This is a genomic window from Pseudomonas lutea, assembly GCF_000759445.1.
In the GTDB taxonomy this organism is placed as follows: Bacteria; Pseudomonadota; Gammaproteobacteria; order Pseudomonadales; family Pseudomonadaceae; genus Aquipseudomonas; species Aquipseudomonas lutea.
In genome coordinates this window covers 167,227-182,516 of record NZ_JRMB01000001.1, presented here as the reverse complement: position 1 = coordinate 182,516, position 15,290 = coordinate 167,227, and the positions used below count along the sequence as shown (strand labels likewise).

The following is a 15,290-nucleotide window of genomic DNA, read 5'->3' as shown; positions in this document are numbered from 1 at the left end:
ACCTCACCCGATTGTTTGGCTGAGCCTCCCGGCGGCAAGCTCGTGCTCCGATCACGCCGATGACTGCATTGCGCAGGCAGCGTTCTCGGTGTGCACGTACTTGCGAGTAGCTCAAAACGAATGAGTACCAGCCGGCAGGCCTGCACGGCTGTTCATCGAGGACGTGGCGAGTCGATGGGCATTGCTGAAAGCAAGTGGCGGTCGGTACGCCCGACCGAACTTCCTCAACCCTGACGCTGCACCTGGATCATGGGCGCAGCAGTCTTTTCGGGCGCAGACGGGACCGCGATCGGCGCAGTGGGCGATACGACAACCTTGGCGTGCATCTGCTCGCAGCCGCCGCCACGGCGCATGCCGCGAACCGGACAGGCATCCAGATAATCCAGGCCGACCGCCAGCTTGAGGTGCCGCTGCGGGATCGCCAACTGGTTGGTCACATCGAAGCTGTACCAGGCGTCGTCGATCCATGCCTCTGCCCATGCGTGGCTGGACAGGTGTTCGCTGCTGTCGCTGTACAGATAACCCGAAACATAGCGGGCCGGCACCCCCAGACTGCGGGCGCAGGCCAGGAACGCATGGGTATGGTCCTGACAGACCCCGGCGCGGCTGGCGAAGGCCTGGGCAGCGCAGGTGTCGACGGCGGTCACCCCAGGGGTGTACGCAATGTGCTCGTTGAGCGCGTGCATCATATCGATGAGCGCCGTGCGGTCGGTGCGTGCGTGCGTCTGCGCCACGGCGAAGGCGCGAATCGCTTCGTCGGCTTCAGTCAGCCGGGTAAAGCGCAGGAACGGCAGTGAAGACTGGGTTTCGTGTTCAGCCTCACGCTTCTCATCGATCTCAACCTGGCCCCGAGCCCCAATCACGATGGCCTCGTGGGGTTCGTCCAGGGTCAGCACGTGGAGGATGTTGCCGAACGGATCGATTTGCGCACGCACCGGACGCGGCAGCGCCAGTTCCCAGCTCAAGACTTGCTGGCGCTCGCTGTCATGGGGGGTCAAACGCAAATACTGGATGCTGGCGCGGACCTGATCGTCGTAGTGATAGGTGGTCTCGTGGCTAATTGAGATTCTCATGCAGCCTCCAGGTAAGAAGTGTGAATGACGCTACCCAGTTGGGCCAGAAGTGGAATGAATTCGTTCAACCACTCATGCAGGCCTTCATCGAGGATTTCGTCGATGCCGGTGTAGCGAAGGCGAGCGTCCAGCTCGGCTGCCAGCCGCTGCGCGGGACGGCCATTGGCGCCCGGCAGGCTGGCAAGAATGAGGTCCAGTTCCTCCAGGCAGGCGCGTAACGAACGCGGGATATCGGCTCGCAACAACAGCAGTTCTGCAACCTGCCGCGCACCGGGCGCATCGCGATACACCTCCGTGTAGGCCTCAAAGGAGGACAACGCGCGCAACAACGCACTCCATTGGTAATAACCCGCCGCTGAACTGTCCGCTGCGGCATTGGCAGAAGGACCGCGAAGCTCCAGCATCTCGTAACGCGCGTCGAGCATGCGCAGCGTGTTGTCGGCGCGTTCGATGAAGGTGCCGAGACGAATGAAGCGGAAAGCGTCGTTGCGCATGATGGTGCCGTAAGTGGCCCCACGGAACAGGTGCGAACGCTCCTTGACCCATTCGCAGAAACGGCTCATGCCATAGCGGCTCAGGCCCTGCTCCGCGATGCCGCGAATTTCCAGGTAGGTGGCGTTGATGTTCTCCCACATGTCCGCAGTAATACGCCCACGCACGGCATGGGCGCTGGCCCGCGCAGCGCCGAGGCAGCTGAAGATACTCGCGGGGTTGGCCGCGTCCAGGGCAAAAAAGTGCAGCAAGCGCTCGGCGTGCAAGTCGCCGTGGCGCTCCAGGTAATCGTCCAGGGTTCCGGTGATCAACAAGGGCATGGCCATTTCATTAAGGCCATCCCCGCGTCCGTCCTGTGGCATCAGCGACAGCGAATAACTGACGTCGAGCATCCGCGCCAGGTTTTCGGCGCGCTCAAGGTAACGCGACATCCAGTACAGATCCGAGGCAGTTCTACTTAGCATTGGCAGGCATCCTTAATCCTCGACCACCCAGGTGTCTTTGGTCCCGCCACCCTGCGACGAATTCACCACCAGCGACCCTTCGCGCAGGGCAACGCGCGTGAGGCCACCGGGCACTACACGGGTCTCGCGGCCGGCCAGAACGAAGGGGCGAAGGTCAATGTGACGAGGGGCGATGCCGTTTTCGACGAAGGTCGGGCAGGTTGACAGACACAAAGTCGGTTGCGCGATGTACGCATGGGGCTTGGCCTTGAGCCGCGCCCGGAAGGACTCGATTTCAGCGGCCGTGGCGGCAGGGCCGACCAGCATGCCGTAGCCACCGGAGCCCTGGGTTTCCTTGACGACCAGATCGCCCAGATTGGCGAGCACGTGAGACAGTTCCTCGGGCTTGCGACACTGCCAGGTCGGCACGTTCTTGAGGATCGGCTCTTCGTCGAGGTAGAAACGAATCATGTCAGTCACGAAAGGGTAAACCGACTTGTCGTCAGCGACCCCGGTGCCAATGGCGTTGGCCAGCACCACGTTGCCGGAACGATAGGCGGCCAGCAGGCCCGGCACTCCAAGCATTGAGTCGGGGTTGAACGCCAGCGGATCGAGGAACGCGTCGTCGAGCCTGCGGTAGATCACGTCCACCGCTTTGGGGCCATCGGTGGTACGCATGAACACGCGGTCGTCGCGCACGAACAGATCGGCGCCTTCGACCAGCTCGACGCCCATTTCCCGCGCCAGAAAGGCGTGCTCGAAGAACGCGCTGTTAAAGCGTCCGGGCGTGAGTACCACGACGCTCGGATTATCCAGCGGGCTGGAGCTTTTCAAGGTATCCAGCAGCAGATTCGGGTAGTGATCGATGGGGGCAATGCGTTGCGCCGCGAACAACTCGGGGAATAACCGCATCATCATTTTGCGGTCTTCCAGCATGTAACTGACGCCGCTGGGCGTACGCAGATTGTCTTCCAACACGTAATACGTGCCGTCGCCGTCGCGCACCAGATCGACACCGGAAATGTGCGAATACAGGTCTCGATGAAGATTCAGGCCCTGCATCGCCAACTGATACTGCTCGTTGGCGAGGACTTGCTCGGCGGGGATGATGCCGGCCTTGATGATGCGCTGATCGTGGTAAAGGTCTGCCAGAAACATGTTCAGCGCCTTGACGCGCTGAATGCAGCCGCGCTCAACGACGCGCCACTCACTGGCCGGAATGCTCCGTGGGATGGTGTCAAAGGGGATGAGCCTTTCAGTGCCCTGCTCATCGCCGTACAGCGTGAACGTGATCCCGGCGCGATGAAACAAAAGGTCAGCCTCGCGCCGGCGCTGAGCAAGCAGCTCAGGTGGCGCTTCACCCAACCAGCGGGCAAATTCCCGGTAATGCGGACGAACTGCGCCGCCCGCATCGTACATCTCGTCGTAAAAGGTGCGGATCATGCCGTACTCCTTGTCACCATGGACATCAGAGCCTTCGCAAGGCCCGTGCCATCGGCATAAACGCTTAGATTTCAACGGGTTGGTTAAACCAGTCAGACCACTCGCACCATTCCTGTGCGCGATGCGCCCTCACCCACTCGCTCACGCTTCATAGCGATGCGTGCCACGCTTGAAAAAACTATCGACGGCATAGCGAGAGACGATTTCCGCCGACCCGCCCCGACTCGCATAATCGCCCCATCGCGAAGACCCGCCGCCAGATCACACAAGGCAGCCGGCTTCGAAACTATTTCGGCAGCACCGTCAGTGCGCCACCCGCCATTCCCTTTCCGCCGCTCCGATGAGAGCGGCTTTTTTTTGTCCGTGATTCAGTGCGGTGCATCTCCCGCCTCCGACTCGTCATTGAACGAGGACGGAAAAAGCTCACGGGAGATATCTGGACAGCGTGCCTTCCAATATCAATGCAGACGCTTGAGTTCCTGTTTGACGCCCCACCCTTCCACTTCCCCGTCCAGACCCAGAATGGCCGTCTGGAAATCCTGCTCGAAGTCCCCGATCCCGTCGTAAGTCGCGTACATCACCTTGCTCAGCTCCAGGTGCCAGGCACCGTCCTCCCGTGCATTGAGTTGGACATTGACGGATTCCCCACGGAATTTATCAGCGGCCTGACGCGCGCGATCCTCGTCCGGAAACGTGGCATAGAACTCGATGGGGTGGATGCGGGCGAAGTCGAAACCGCCTTCTTTCATGCAGCGCAGTACATGGCTGCTGATGTCTTCCTGATAGGCTGTGCTCATGAAACGTCCTCCTATGCAACGATAGATAGAGTTTCAACAATTCCGAAACACGCCACGATGGCGGGGCGTGAAGCGGCAGGTCATCTGCCGCCCGGAACTCAAGCATGTCGCTGATAAAGCCAGTGCGTTATTACAAAACGGGCATGCGCACGTGAGCGAACTCAGGTGGATGCATCACCGACCTCACTGGCAGAGTACGCCCATTGGAGGGGCGTTGCCAATTGGCAGGATTGCAGGAAAAAGCAGGTGTTTTACGAAGCTTCGACGATGGAGATGATCTGTACCGCATTCTGCTCTTTGAGTGTCTTCACGGTGGGCTCGGCGGTGCGTCCATCGAGGTCATTGAGATCAAGATCACTGGCCACCGGAAACAGAATCGGACGGATTTTCTGCGCAGCCTCTTCTTCACTGGGACGGTGATCGGAGTCAAGATCGAGGCTCTGCTGTACACCGTCTTTGTCCAGAAACGAAATAGTCCACACTTTCATCAATGTCTCCTTAGTAAAGGCCTGACAACGGCCTAATGATCTTGACCCTTGCAGCGCAACGACGTTCAACCCGCGTTGTCAGCGCTTGGGCTGGCCACGCGGCCGTATGCGGGCTTTTGCCCGGCAAAAAAAACGCCCCGGACTCGGGGCGTTTTTTATCAAGCTGCGGTCATTGAGGCTTGGCGTCTTTTACGCCAGCGGTATTGTCGAGCAGGCTCTTGGTCGCCGTCTGCAGGAAGCTGTCGAGTTTATTGCGCAACTCTGCAGCATCCGGTGCGTTGGGCACCAGCTCGGCGTGCGGCTTGTTACCCAACTCATAGCGGTAGACCTTCGCCTCCATTTCCTTGGGTTCGATCAGGATACGGTCGCCGGTGACCAGCGCAACGGTCTGCTCGCTGCCCGAAGGCTTGATCACGCCAAAGCCCAGATCGCCAGACGGCAGGTTCAGCAAATCGCGACCCCAGCACTGATGCACGGTCTCGCCACCCAGTCGACCCATGATGGTCGGCACGATGTCGATTTGCGTGCCGACAATGCTGCTGCGCTTGCCGAATTTGTCCTGCAGGCCCGGCGCGATCATCAGCATCGGGACGTTGAAGCGACCCAGGTCCATCTCGGTGATCTGCTCGTTGTTACCGAAACCATGGTCACCGACGACCACAAACAGGGTGTCCTTGTAGTACGGCTCTTTCTTGGCTTTCTCGAAGAACTGCCCCAGCGCCCAGTCCGAATAGCGCATGGCGGTGAGGTGTTCATCCAGCGTGCCATGCCCGGTCACGCGCTCGACCGGCAAGTTGGCCGGCAACGCGTACGGCGTGTGGTTGGACAGGGTCTGCAGCAAGGCATAGAACGGCTTGCCTTTGGCTTCACGGGCTTTCAACTCCTCGGCACCACGGTCAAACATGTCCTGATCGGACACACCCCAGGTAGGGTCCGAGAACACCGGGTTGACGAAGTCATTGCGGCCAATGAAGTTGGTCATGCCCTGGTTGCTGAAGAACCCCGACTGGTTATCCCAGGCGAAGTCACCGTTGTACACATACACGTCGTCGTACTTGCGTGCGCTGAGCAGTTGCGGCAGACCGGACAGCTTGTGGCTGCCTTCCGGGGTCTGCATCAGGTATTCGAAGCCCGGCAGGTTAGGGAAACACGCCATTGTCGCAAACATGCCCTGATGGGTGTGCGTGCCGTTGGAGAAGAAGCGATCAAAGAGCAGGCCCTCCTGCGACAGCTTGTCAAAGTACGGCGTGATATTGGACTCATCGCCCAATGCGCCCACCGAGTGACCGGCGAAGCTTTCCATCAAGATCACGACAACGTTCTTGATCGGCAGGGTGTTGGCTTGCGGCGGGGTAAAGTCCCGGCGCACCGCAGCCTTTTCAGGGTCTAGCAGCTTGTCGTTGGGGGTCAGCAGCATGTCACGCACGATCTGCTGGGCTTCGGCTTGCGGCAAGGTCGCCTTCCAGATGTTGTCGCGGTCTTCGGACATCCGGCTTTTCGCCGCTGCGATCAGCGTCAGCGTGCCATTGAGCCCCAACGTATTGGCGAAGTTGGAGTCGGTGGTGTACGCATCGCCCCAGCGCAATGGCGGGCCCTGGCGCAGCGTGCCACGGGCGGCAATAACGGCCACCACCAGACACAGCAGGAACACCACAGCGCGTTTGTACAACGGCGCCACCACGCGATTGTCAGCGCTGGCGACGTTGAAACCGCCTCGCGGCCGGGTCACGCGATCCACGCCTTTGAAGACCAGGCTCAGCAGCCAGGTCACCAGTGCCCACGCCAACAGATAGCGAACGACCGGATAGCCGTACCAGATCATGCTCAGAACGGTTTTAGGGTCTTCCTTCACGTACTGGAAAACCAGGCCATTCAGGCGCTGGTGGAATTCGCGATAGAAATCCATTTCCATGAGGCCGAAGAATGCGGTCAGGCTCGCGACCAGCGTCAGCCAGAAGCGGAACACGCCACGGGCGGCCATCATGCGTGCGCTGAACAGGGACAGCAGCAAAGGAATCAGGATGTACACGACCAGCCGCAAATCGAATCGCAGGCCATTGCCGAATGCTTCGACAAACGTCGAGGCCGGCGTCGCACCGATGCCTTCGCGGTTATAGACCAGCAATGCAATGCGCAAAAGGGTGTACAGGACCATCAGCACCAGGCCGCTCAAAAGCGTATAGGCCAGGTGCGATTTGACGGTAGGTTGCGGCGCGCGCGCCGGGGCGTCCGTTTTGGCCATGTGTTGTGGGATCCGTTGGATTTCAGGTTGGGTTCAAAAGCTGTGCGCCGACGACGTTCGCATGTCAGGCCGGGCTTTGGGTGGCAAATACTACGTGAACCTCTGCGGTTTACCACCGATCCGACGCATTCTTCATGACGACTCGGGGTAAAAACTCACGTCAATCTGCGGGCAGCTCTGTGACGGCGCGAATATTCACCAGCCACCGGTGAAAATTCCGTTGAATGACAGCGCGTCTCACACTTTCTTACAAAGGCTTGAATCGCCTCTATGCCTTGAAGGTCTGTGCATACGGATCAACTGCTTGCTCTACGGCCTCGAAGACATGCACTGCATGCTGCCTGAGCGAAGCATTTGCCCTCAGCGATTCCTGCACCGCGGCGATGAGCCGAGCGATGCGCTGATGCGGTTTGCGAATGTCGCAGGTCGAAGCCAGAGCCAGAATACCCAGCCTCGAACCAAACAGGCTCTTGGAACCGTCCAGACGCAGGGCGAGCGCATCGTCCTTTATATAGGCGGTGGTGTTGACGATGTCGTACGCCGGCGCCAACTGCGCGTCCGCTCCCGACGGCTCACGATAAAGCACGCCGAAGTTCTTCAGGTGGGCGTCACCGTTACCGACCATGCAACTGAGCGCGACGATGTCGAAAAAACGATCCAGTGAACCGCGTACCTGATCAGGGGCGCAGAACAGCCGGATGGCCTTGGCAATATTTTCATAGCTGGAGTCGTACTTCTGTTCCGTGCCCAGGCCCATGAGCACGGCCATGTCCTCAAACCCGATGGCGCGCTGGTCAGCGTCGCGGTCAAAGCGGCGCATCACGAACAGTTGTCGGTTATCCGACAGATAAAAGTCCGGGACCGGCATACCGGCAAGGCGCGCGGCGTCCATGCAGAGGTATTCGTTTACAGCAAGACCGGGGAAGTCTGCCCTCCCCGACTTGACGATCAGCTCCGGCATCAACAGCGTGGCTTTGGGATCCACCACGAAATCCGAATCCGGGACGATGACTTTGGGCTGAACGCCCGAGATCCCTGTGCGCAAAATGTACTGATCGACCAATTCGGCAAACAGGTCCTGTGTGCCGTCCCAACTCAGTATCTGGCTCAGACTTCGGCCGTCGCCAGGGTTGGCAGAGCCGAGCAGTTGGTCAATCACGGACGAGGCCACTGCCACACGGCCAGCGGGCGATCCGCTCCCCGTGAGGGCCATCAACAGCATGGGGTTGATCGGCGTGGTTTTGGCCAGGCGGTTGCGCAATTGCTCAAGGACAAAACCTTCGGGCAAATTCATCTGAAACACCGGATGCAGACTGCGCGACAGGTACGCCGCGTCGCGAACGCCCATGGTCAGGCTGATCTGCGAGTTCGGATCTGCATCCAGCCCATAGCGAAACAGGTAATCACCCGACTCCGATGCGGAAAGTTCTCCACTCTCACCCTCCGGGGTGAGAATTCGCACACGGTCCAGTGGCTTCACCGGAACACCTCACGCAGCTCTTCAAACGTGGGACGTCGGGCGGGCACGACTTTAATCTCGGCGTTTAACGTCGCCAGAACCTTCGCATAGAAATTCACTGCGACTGTCGGGCTGCCCTTTTCGACTTCCGCAAGCTTTTGCCTTGTCAGTCCACACAGGGCCGCCAGCTGAACCTGAGTCAGACCGCGGGATTTGCGCATCTCCTCAATCTGCCTACCCAGTCTCTCCAGCAATAAACTCGCGTCCATCTGTCACGCCTACATAACATTACTGATTGAATGGAATGTATACGTGGCATGCCGGGACGCGCAAGCGGAAGTTACGCAAACATGACATGCGAGCATCGATGTCATGCTTGCGTAACAAATTGAAAGATCAGTCGTTGCTCGGTTTGCTGATGGCCTGCAGAACATATTGAGGCAGCGCGAAGGCGCCAAGGTGGATTTCCGGGTTGTAGTAGCGGGTGACAATGCCGCTGCCGGCGAACCGTTGGCGCAATGTTTCCAAGGGGATTTTGCGGTGCTGGGCGTCTGTGGATCCCCAGGCGAACGTCATCGCGCCACCAATGTAAGTCGGCACTGCCGCCTGATAGAAGTGCCAGTCAGCGAACAGACCCGTCATCCGGCCTGCCGTGGTCTGCACACCGTTCAGCTGCATGAACGGCGTGCCGTTTTGCGTGACCAGGATGCCGCCTTCGTTGAGGCAACGATGGCAGGCTTGGTAGAAGTTCTCCGAAAACAGCACTTCGCCCGGCCCGATCGGGTCCGTCGAGTCGGAAATGATGACGTCGAATTTCTCTTCCGTGGTCGCGACGAAGCGCATGCCGTCATCAATGACCAGGTTCAGACGCGAATCGTCGAAAGCGCCCCTGGAGTGGTTCGGCAGATACTCTTTGCACATCTCGACCACAGTGCCGTCGATCTCGACCATGGTGATGTGCTCGACCGTGGCGTGTTTGGCCACTTCACGCAGCATGCCACCATCGCCACCGCCAATGATCAGCACCCGCTTGGCCCGGCCATGGGCCAGAATCGGCACGTGGGTGAGCATTTCGTGGTAGATGAATTCGTCGGCTTCGGTGGTCTGGATCACGCCGTCCAGCGCCATCACGCGGCCCATGCGCGGGTTCTGGAAGATCACCAGGTGCTGGTGTTCGGTGCGCACCTCATGAAGCAGTTTTTCCATGCGAAAGCGCTGGCCGTAGCCTTCGTACAACGTCTCTTGATAATCGCTCATGGATGGAGTCCCCGATAATGACTGATGACAGGACGGCAGGCCGCCCACAAGAAGGCGCGCATTCTACGTCGCGGAGCATGACAGGTCGAATGTCGTGCAGGGCTGCGCAAACCCTCGGTGCAACGACGACCTCAACGGACAGCGGCAAAGAGACAGGCAACGAAAAACGCCTGACCGGCCAAGCCCGTCAGGCGTTATTTGTTCTGCAGCCTTGTCGTCGCACTAGATGCGAACGTTGCCACGCGGGCCGGCGATTGCCCAGATGATCAGGCCGAGTACCGGCAAGATGACAATCAGCAAGATCCAGAGAATTTTCTTCCCGGTTTCCGCACCGCTTTTCAGCACGTTGATGATGGCCCAGATATCCAAGGCCAGAATGATCAGGCCAATCAGACCGTTGAAGGTAGAACCCATGGTGTTGCTCCTTATTGAAGGCTTGCCCACTTAGGAGTAGCGGCCTGCGACGAGGGTTCCGTTGGCGCCGCGACGAGCGGCTAATAATTATGCGTTCAAGCTGACAGGCGCCAGGCAAGGCAGCCGCCATGCATCTTGTGCATAGGGTGCGGCATTAACAGCATTGGGCGCGGGGCGATGCGCCGCATAACGTGGGGCCACTGACAACAAGAGGAACCCGCCATGCGCATTGTTGAGATCCGTGAAAAAACCGTATCGATTGCCTCCCCGATTGCCAACGCCTACATCGACTTTTCCAAGATGACCTGCTCGGTCGTCGCGGTCATCACTGATGTGATCCGCGACGGCAAGCCTGTTATTGGCTACGGGTTCAATTCCAATGGTCGCTACGGTCAGGGGGCGTTGATGCGCGATCGGTTTCTGGCCCGCATCAGCGAGGCCGATCCTGAGTCCCTGATAGACCATGAGAACAACAACCTGGACCCATTTGCCATCTGGAAAGCGTTGATGACCAACGAAAAGCCGGGTGGCCACGGCGAGCGCTCTGTCGCCGTCGGCACCATCGACATGGCGGTGTGGGATGCGGTGGCCAAGATCGAGGGCAAGCCGCTGTATCGCCTGCTGGCTGACCGTTACCGCAACGGCGTCGCCGACGACAAGGTCTGGGTCTATGCAGCGGGCGGTTACTACTACCCCGGCAAGGACCAGACCAAGCTCAAGGCAGAAATGCAAAGCTATCTGGACCGCGGTTACGACGTCGTCAAAATGAAGATCGGTGCGGTGCCTCTGGACGACGATATCCGCCGCATCGAAGCCGTACTCGAAGTGGTTGGGGACGGTCAGCGACTGGCCGTCGACGCCAATGGCCGTTTCGATCTGCAGACCGGGATTGCTTACGCCGAAGCCATCAAGAAATACAACCTGTTCTGGTACGAGGAAGTCGGCGACCCGCTGGACTACGCACTCCAGGCAGAGCTGGCCAATCACTACGCGTTGCCCATGGCGACCGGCGAAAACCTGTTCTCTCATCAGGACGCGCGCAATCTGCTGCGCCATGGCGGCATGCGTCCCGACCGCGACTACCTGCAATTCGACTGCGCCCTCTCCTACGGACTGGTGGAGTACATGCGCACCCTGAAGGTCATGGAGGAGATGGGCTGGTCCTCTCGTCGAGTGGTCCCGCACGGTGGCCATCAGATGTCTCTGAACATCGCAGCAGGCCTGCACCTTGGCGGCAACGAATCTTATCCGGACGTGTTCCAGCCCTTCGGCGGGTTTGCCGACGGCATTAAGGTGGAAAACGGCTACGTCGGTCTGCCGGACATCCCGGGGGTCGGCTTCGAAGCCAAGTCCGCGCTGTACGCCGTCATGCGTGAGCTGGGCGAAGGCTGATCAACCTCGGTCTGCGGCCTTGAGATACGAGGCCGCAGACGCTCGCGTCCTTCGCGGATGCCAAGCCACACGCCCATCACAACAATAAAATGAGGTGCTCTCGTGGAAATCTCGAAATCTCGCTGGTACGGCCAGCTGTATGTGCAAGTGCTGATCGGCATCATCATCGGCGCGGCCATCGGTTACTTCCTGCCTGACATAGGCGCCAAACTTCAACCGTTCGCCGACGGCTTTATAAAGCTGATCAAGATGCTGCTGGCGCCCATCATTTTTGGTACGGTCGTCGTCGGTATTGCCAAGATGGGCAGTATCAAAGAGGTGGGGCGCATCGGCGTGAAAGCCCTGCTGTATTTTGAAATCCTGTCCACAATAGCGTTGGTCATCGGGCTTATTGTTGTCAATGTCGTCAAACCTGGCGTGGGCATGAACATCAATGTCAACGCGCTCGACGCAAGTGCCATCAACAAGTACAGCCAGGCTGCCAGCGAACAGGGCGGCACCATTGAATTCTTCCTCAACATCATTCCCCACACCTTCATGGGTGCCTTCTCCAACGGCGTTATGCTTCAGGTCATTCTGCTTTCGGTTTTGATGGGCATTGCCCTGGTTCAAATGGGCGAGACCAGCAAACCGTTGATCAACACCATCGACCTGTTCCTGCAAGGGCTGTTCAGGATCGTCGCCATGGTGATGCGCCTGGCACCGATCGGTGCGGGTGCCGGCATGGCCTTTACAATCGGCAAATATGGCATCGGCACACTGCTGTCTCTGGGTCAGTTGCTGGTCGCGCTCTACCTCACCACCCTGATTTTCATCGTGGTGGTGCTGGGCACGGTGGCGCGATGGTCGGGGATGCCGCTCGTGCAGTTCCTTCGGTATTTCAAGGACGAAATTCTCATCACCCTGGGCACCTGCTCCACCGAGGCCGTGCTGCCAAGAATGATGGTCAAACTCGAGAAACTCGGCTGCAGGAAGTCGGTAGTAGGCATGGTGCTGCCGACGGGCTACACCTTCAATGCAGACGGCACCTGCATCTACCTCACCATGGCTGCGATCTTCATCGCCCAGGCGACCAATACGCCCCTGACGTTTGCGGACCAGATGGTGCTGCTGGCTGTCTTTCTGCTGACGTCCAAGGGCTCGGCGGGCGTGGCAGGCGCGGGCTTTGTAACCCTCGCCGCCACCCTCACGACCATCCACTCCATCCCGCTGGTAGGGCTGGTACTGCTTCTGGGCATCGATCGGTTTCTGAACGAGGCGCGGGCGGTGACCAACTTGATCGGCAACGGGATCGGCACCATCGCAATCGCAAAATGGGACAACTCGTTCGATGTCGCGGCGTGCGAGCGGGAACTGGCGCTGATGAAGCAGGACAAATTGGCGAGGAAGGGCTTGCTGGATCAGAAATAGTCGGCGACAAGGGCCGGTACGATTGATGGCCGGCCCAGTACTTGAAACCGTTTAGCGCGATGCGCTCAGTCACCCATGCCCCGCCTCACTGATTCAGACCGCCGAGCGCGAGCACGCAGGGGTGCTTCGCAGGTCCCGCTCTCCAAAGCTCACCCGATAACCCCCCCCAGCTGTTCGTTCGTTGACAGGCCAAGGCAAGCCATCTACTTTATGTAGCACACTACATGATAGTAGACGATATGAAGCAGACATCACCCAGCGTCGCCACTGAACTCTCCTTCGCACTCAACGCCGCTGCGAACCGGATGATTCGTTTGCATAAGCCATTCCTCGAGCCGCTAGGCCTCACCTTTTCTCAATATCTGGTCACCCTTGAGCTGCTCAACGGATCGCCTCGGACCGTGAGCGAGCTATGTGAGCGGCTGGACATGGAGACCGGCACGCTTACGCCGCTCCTCAAGCGTCTGGAAGCCGCCGGCGTGATTACCCGTACACGGGATGCCTCGGATGAGCGCCGTGTACTGATTGATCTGACGAACCTTAGTCGTGCAATGGAAAGTGAGTTGCGCAGCGTCACCGATAAGATCCGAACGGCATGCGAACTCTCAACTCAAGAGCTGGACGCGCTCCGTCATACGCTCGACGCCCTGGCCCGCCCTTCCGTTGAATAAGTGCTGCAGCGACCTGTGGGTTTGAACCCTGAATGGGGCGAATGTGATTTTCGGCGCAGACGTTCACCGCTTCACGGCACAACGTTTGCGCCGACGATGGCAACAGTGGTCAGCGCGCAACAATTACTGTTTTCTAAACATTGAGGATTGAGCCCATGAAAATTGGAATTATTGGAGCCGGTAATATCGGCGCCACACTTGCCCGCAAACTGGTGGCCTCTGGTCATAAGGTAAAGCTGGCCAACTCGAGAGGTCCGCAAAGCATCCAGAACCTTGCTGATCAGATAGGCGCCTCTGCCGTCACCAAAGAAGAAGCGGTTCGCGAGGTAGAGGTCGTTATCCTTTCCATCCCTTTCGCCCGCTACCCTAATCTGCATGAAACGTTGAGCCATGTGCCGCACGAGACCGTCGTCATAGACACCTCCAACTACTATCCGGCGCGGGACGGGTCGATAAAGGAAGTCGATGACGGCTTGCCCGAAAGTCTGTGGGTCAGTGCGCAGCTTGGACGCCCCGTCATCAAGGCATGGAATGCTGTGCTGGCGGCGACCCTCGCTGAAAAAGGCCAGCCGGACGGATCTCCGAAACGCCTGGCTCTACCTGTGGCTGGCGCCGACGTACACGCTGAATCGGTGGCGCAGAGCCTTGTTGAAGACACAGGTTTCGCTGCACTCGCCGCGGGCACTCTGGAAGACTCGTGGCGTCAGCAGCCGGGCACACCTGCGTACTGCACTGAACTGACGCTGACTGAGCTGAAGCTTGCACTCAATGCCGCTGACAAGGCCCGGGCACCTGAAAATCGTGACGCGCTCTTCGCCAGGTTCATGGCCTCCGAGAGCCAATTCACCCATGAGCAAATCGTCGCGTTGAACCGGACCATGACGGCCTGAACCGCTGTCAGGGGCCGAGTGCCTCGACTCTGGCAACCGTCATATTCACAGCCCCTCCTCGCCGAACGTCAGAGCCGGAACCGGTCCACCGACTGCGACAGCTGGTCGGCCATGGCAGATAGCTGATCGGTGGTGGTCGCCGTTGTACCGATGATCTGGCTGTTGCTCTCGGACATGCGCGCAATCGTTTCCACCTGATGGGCGATCTCGTTGCTGGCCAGGCTCTGCTCGCCGATGGTCCGGGTGATGTCGTTGACCAGATGAGTCGTGTTGAGCGTTGCGTCAAGAATGTCCCGAATGCTTTGCTCGACTTCGGCCGTCACCGCCATACCCTTATCGACCTGTGCAACACCTGCCTCCATGCTGGTCACCGCCTCGCGGGTGCTGTGCTGGATGCGGGCAACCATGGCGGTGATTTCCTGGGTCGAGGCGCTGGTACGTCCTGCCAGGCTGCGCACTTCATCGGCTACTACCGCAAAACCCCGGCCCTGCTCACCGGCGCGCGCTGCCTCAATGGCAGCGTTCAGCGCCAGCAGGTTGGTCTGGTCGGCAATGCTCTTGATCACCTGGATGATGTTGAAGATGGCCTCAGAGTCCTTGTCCAGGGTGCGTATGACCTGGGCGGACTGTTGCGCCGATCGGGCGATGCCGTCCATGTCGCTGACCACTTGATGGATGACCCGCCCGCCATTCTTGGCGAGTGCCTCGGCCTGACTGGCCATTTCGCGCGCCTGCTCGGCGTGCCGGGTGATTTCCTCGATACTGGCGGTCATCTCGGTCGCGGCCGCAGACATGGTTGCCGCCGCGGCACTTTGTTGC

Annotated in this window: 15 protein-coding genes; 4 read left to right on the top strand and 11 right to left on the bottom strand. The window is 59.3% G+C overall.

Annotation, left to right across the window (positions count from 1 at the left end; translation table 11 throughout):
* Window positions 1-224: 224 nt before the first annotated feature.
* From LT42_RS00805 to LT42_RS00760, 10 genes are all read right to left on the bottom strand, one after another.
* On the bottom strand, window positions 225-1,073 hold the full coding sequence (locus tag LT42_RS00805; protein WP_052074945.1) for a transglutaminase family protein: 849 nt from the start codon (window positions 1,071-1,073) through the stop codon (window positions 225-227).
* Window positions 1,070-2,029 (bottom strand): alpha-E domain-containing protein, encoded by a 960-nt coding sequence (locus tag LT42_RS00800; protein WP_037009090.1) that lies wholly within the window; start codon window positions 2,027-2,029, stop codon window positions 1,070-1,072. The genes LT42_RS00805 and LT42_RS00800 overlap by 4 nt, the downstream gene beginning before the upstream one ends.
* 12 nt (window positions 2,030-2,041) lie before the next feature.
* A complete protein-coding gene (locus tag LT42_RS00795; protein WP_037009087.1) occupies window positions 2,042-3,451 on the bottom strand; it encodes a circularly permuted type 2 ATP-grasp protein in 1,410 nt (469 codons plus the stop codon).
* Window positions 3,452-3,909: 458 nt separating this feature from the next.
* Window positions 3,910-4,248 carry a ribonuclease E inhibitor RraB gene (locus LT42_RS00790; protein ID WP_037009085.1) on the bottom strand — a complete coding sequence of 113 codons (339 nt, stop codon included), beginning with the start codon at window positions 4,246-4,248 and terminating at the stop codon, window positions 3,910-3,912.
* Between the two features lie 251 nt (window positions 4,249-4,499).
* On the bottom strand, window positions 4,500-4,736 hold the full coding sequence (locus LT42_RS00785) for a hypothetical protein (RefSeq protein ID WP_037009083.1): 237 nt from the start codon (window positions 4,734-4,736) through the stop codon (window positions 4,500-4,502).
* Window positions 4,737-4,905: 169 nt separating this feature from the next.
* Window positions 4,906-6,978, bottom strand: coding sequence for an LTA synthase family protein (locus LT42_RS00780; protein WP_037009081.1), 2,073 nt, complete (start codon window positions 6,976-6,978; stop codon window positions 4,906-4,908).
* A 268-nt stretch (window positions 6,979-7,246) separates the two neighbouring features.
* Window positions 7,247-8,458: a type II toxin-antitoxin system HipA family toxin gene (locus LT42_RS00775; protein WP_276209477.1), complete on the bottom strand. Its 1,212-nt coding sequence runs from the start codon at window positions 8,456-8,458 to the stop codon at window positions 7,247-7,249.
* The gene (locus tag LT42_RS00770) at window positions 8,455-8,706 is read right to left on the bottom strand and encodes a helix-turn-helix domain-containing protein (protein WP_037009078.1); all 252 of its coding nucleotides are present in this window, start codon (window positions 8,704-8,706) and stop codon (window positions 8,455-8,457) included. The genes LT42_RS00775 and LT42_RS00770 overlap by 4 nt, the downstream gene beginning before the upstream one ends.
* A gap of 127 nt (window positions 8,707-8,833) precedes the next feature.
* Window positions 8,834-9,694: a polyamine aminopropyltransferase gene (speE, locus tag LT42_RS00765; RefSeq protein ID WP_037009076.1), complete on the bottom strand. Its 861-nt coding sequence runs from the start codon at window positions 9,692-9,694 to the stop codon at window positions 8,834-8,836.
* Window positions 9,695-9,916: 222 nt separating this feature from the next.
* Entirely contained in the window at window positions 9,917-10,108 is a 192-nt protein-coding gene (locus LT42_RS00760; protein ID WP_037009073.1) for a PLDc N-terminal domain-containing protein, read from the bottom strand.
* Window positions 10,109-10,330: 222 nt separating this feature from the next.
* On the opposite strand from LT42_RS00760, the gene LT42_RS00755 reads away from it, so the two are divergent.
* The 4 genes from LT42_RS00755 to LT42_RS00740 all read left to right on the top strand — a co-directional run bounded on the left by LT42_RS00755 (window position 10,331) and on the right by LT42_RS00740 (window position 14,471).
* The gene (locus LT42_RS00755) at window positions 10,331-11,500 is read left to right on the top strand and encodes a mandelate racemase/muconate lactonizing enzyme family protein (protein ID WP_037009071.1); all 1,170 of its coding nucleotides are present in this window, start codon (window positions 10,331-10,333) and stop codon (window positions 11,498-11,500) included.
* Between the two features lie 102 nt (window positions 11,501-11,602).
* Window positions 11,603-12,910, top strand: coding sequence for a C4-dicarboxylate transporter DctA (dctA, locus tag LT42_RS00750; RefSeq protein ID WP_037009069.1), 1,308 nt, complete (start codon window positions 11,603-11,605; stop codon window positions 12,908-12,910).
* Window positions 12,911-13,149: 239 nt separating this feature from the next.
* Entirely contained in the window at window positions 13,150-13,581 is a 432-nt protein-coding gene (locus LT42_RS00745; RefSeq protein ID WP_037012702.1) for a MarR family winged helix-turn-helix transcriptional regulator, read from the top strand.
* A gap of 155 nt (window positions 13,582-13,736) precedes the next feature.
* Entirely contained in the window at window positions 13,737-14,471 is a 735-nt protein-coding gene (locus LT42_RS00740; RefSeq protein ID WP_037009067.1) for an NADPH-dependent F420 reductase, read from the top strand.
* Between the two features lie 68 nt (window positions 14,472-14,539).
* Here LT42_RS00740 and LT42_RS26365 read toward each other — a convergent pair whose 3' ends face one another.
* Window positions 14,540-15,265: a methyl-accepting chemotaxis protein gene (locus LT42_RS26365; protein ID WP_420806881.1), complete on the bottom strand. Its 726-nt coding sequence runs from the start codon at window positions 15,263-15,265 to the stop codon at window positions 14,540-14,542.
* Between the last annotated feature and the right edge of the window lie 25 nt (window positions 15,266-15,290).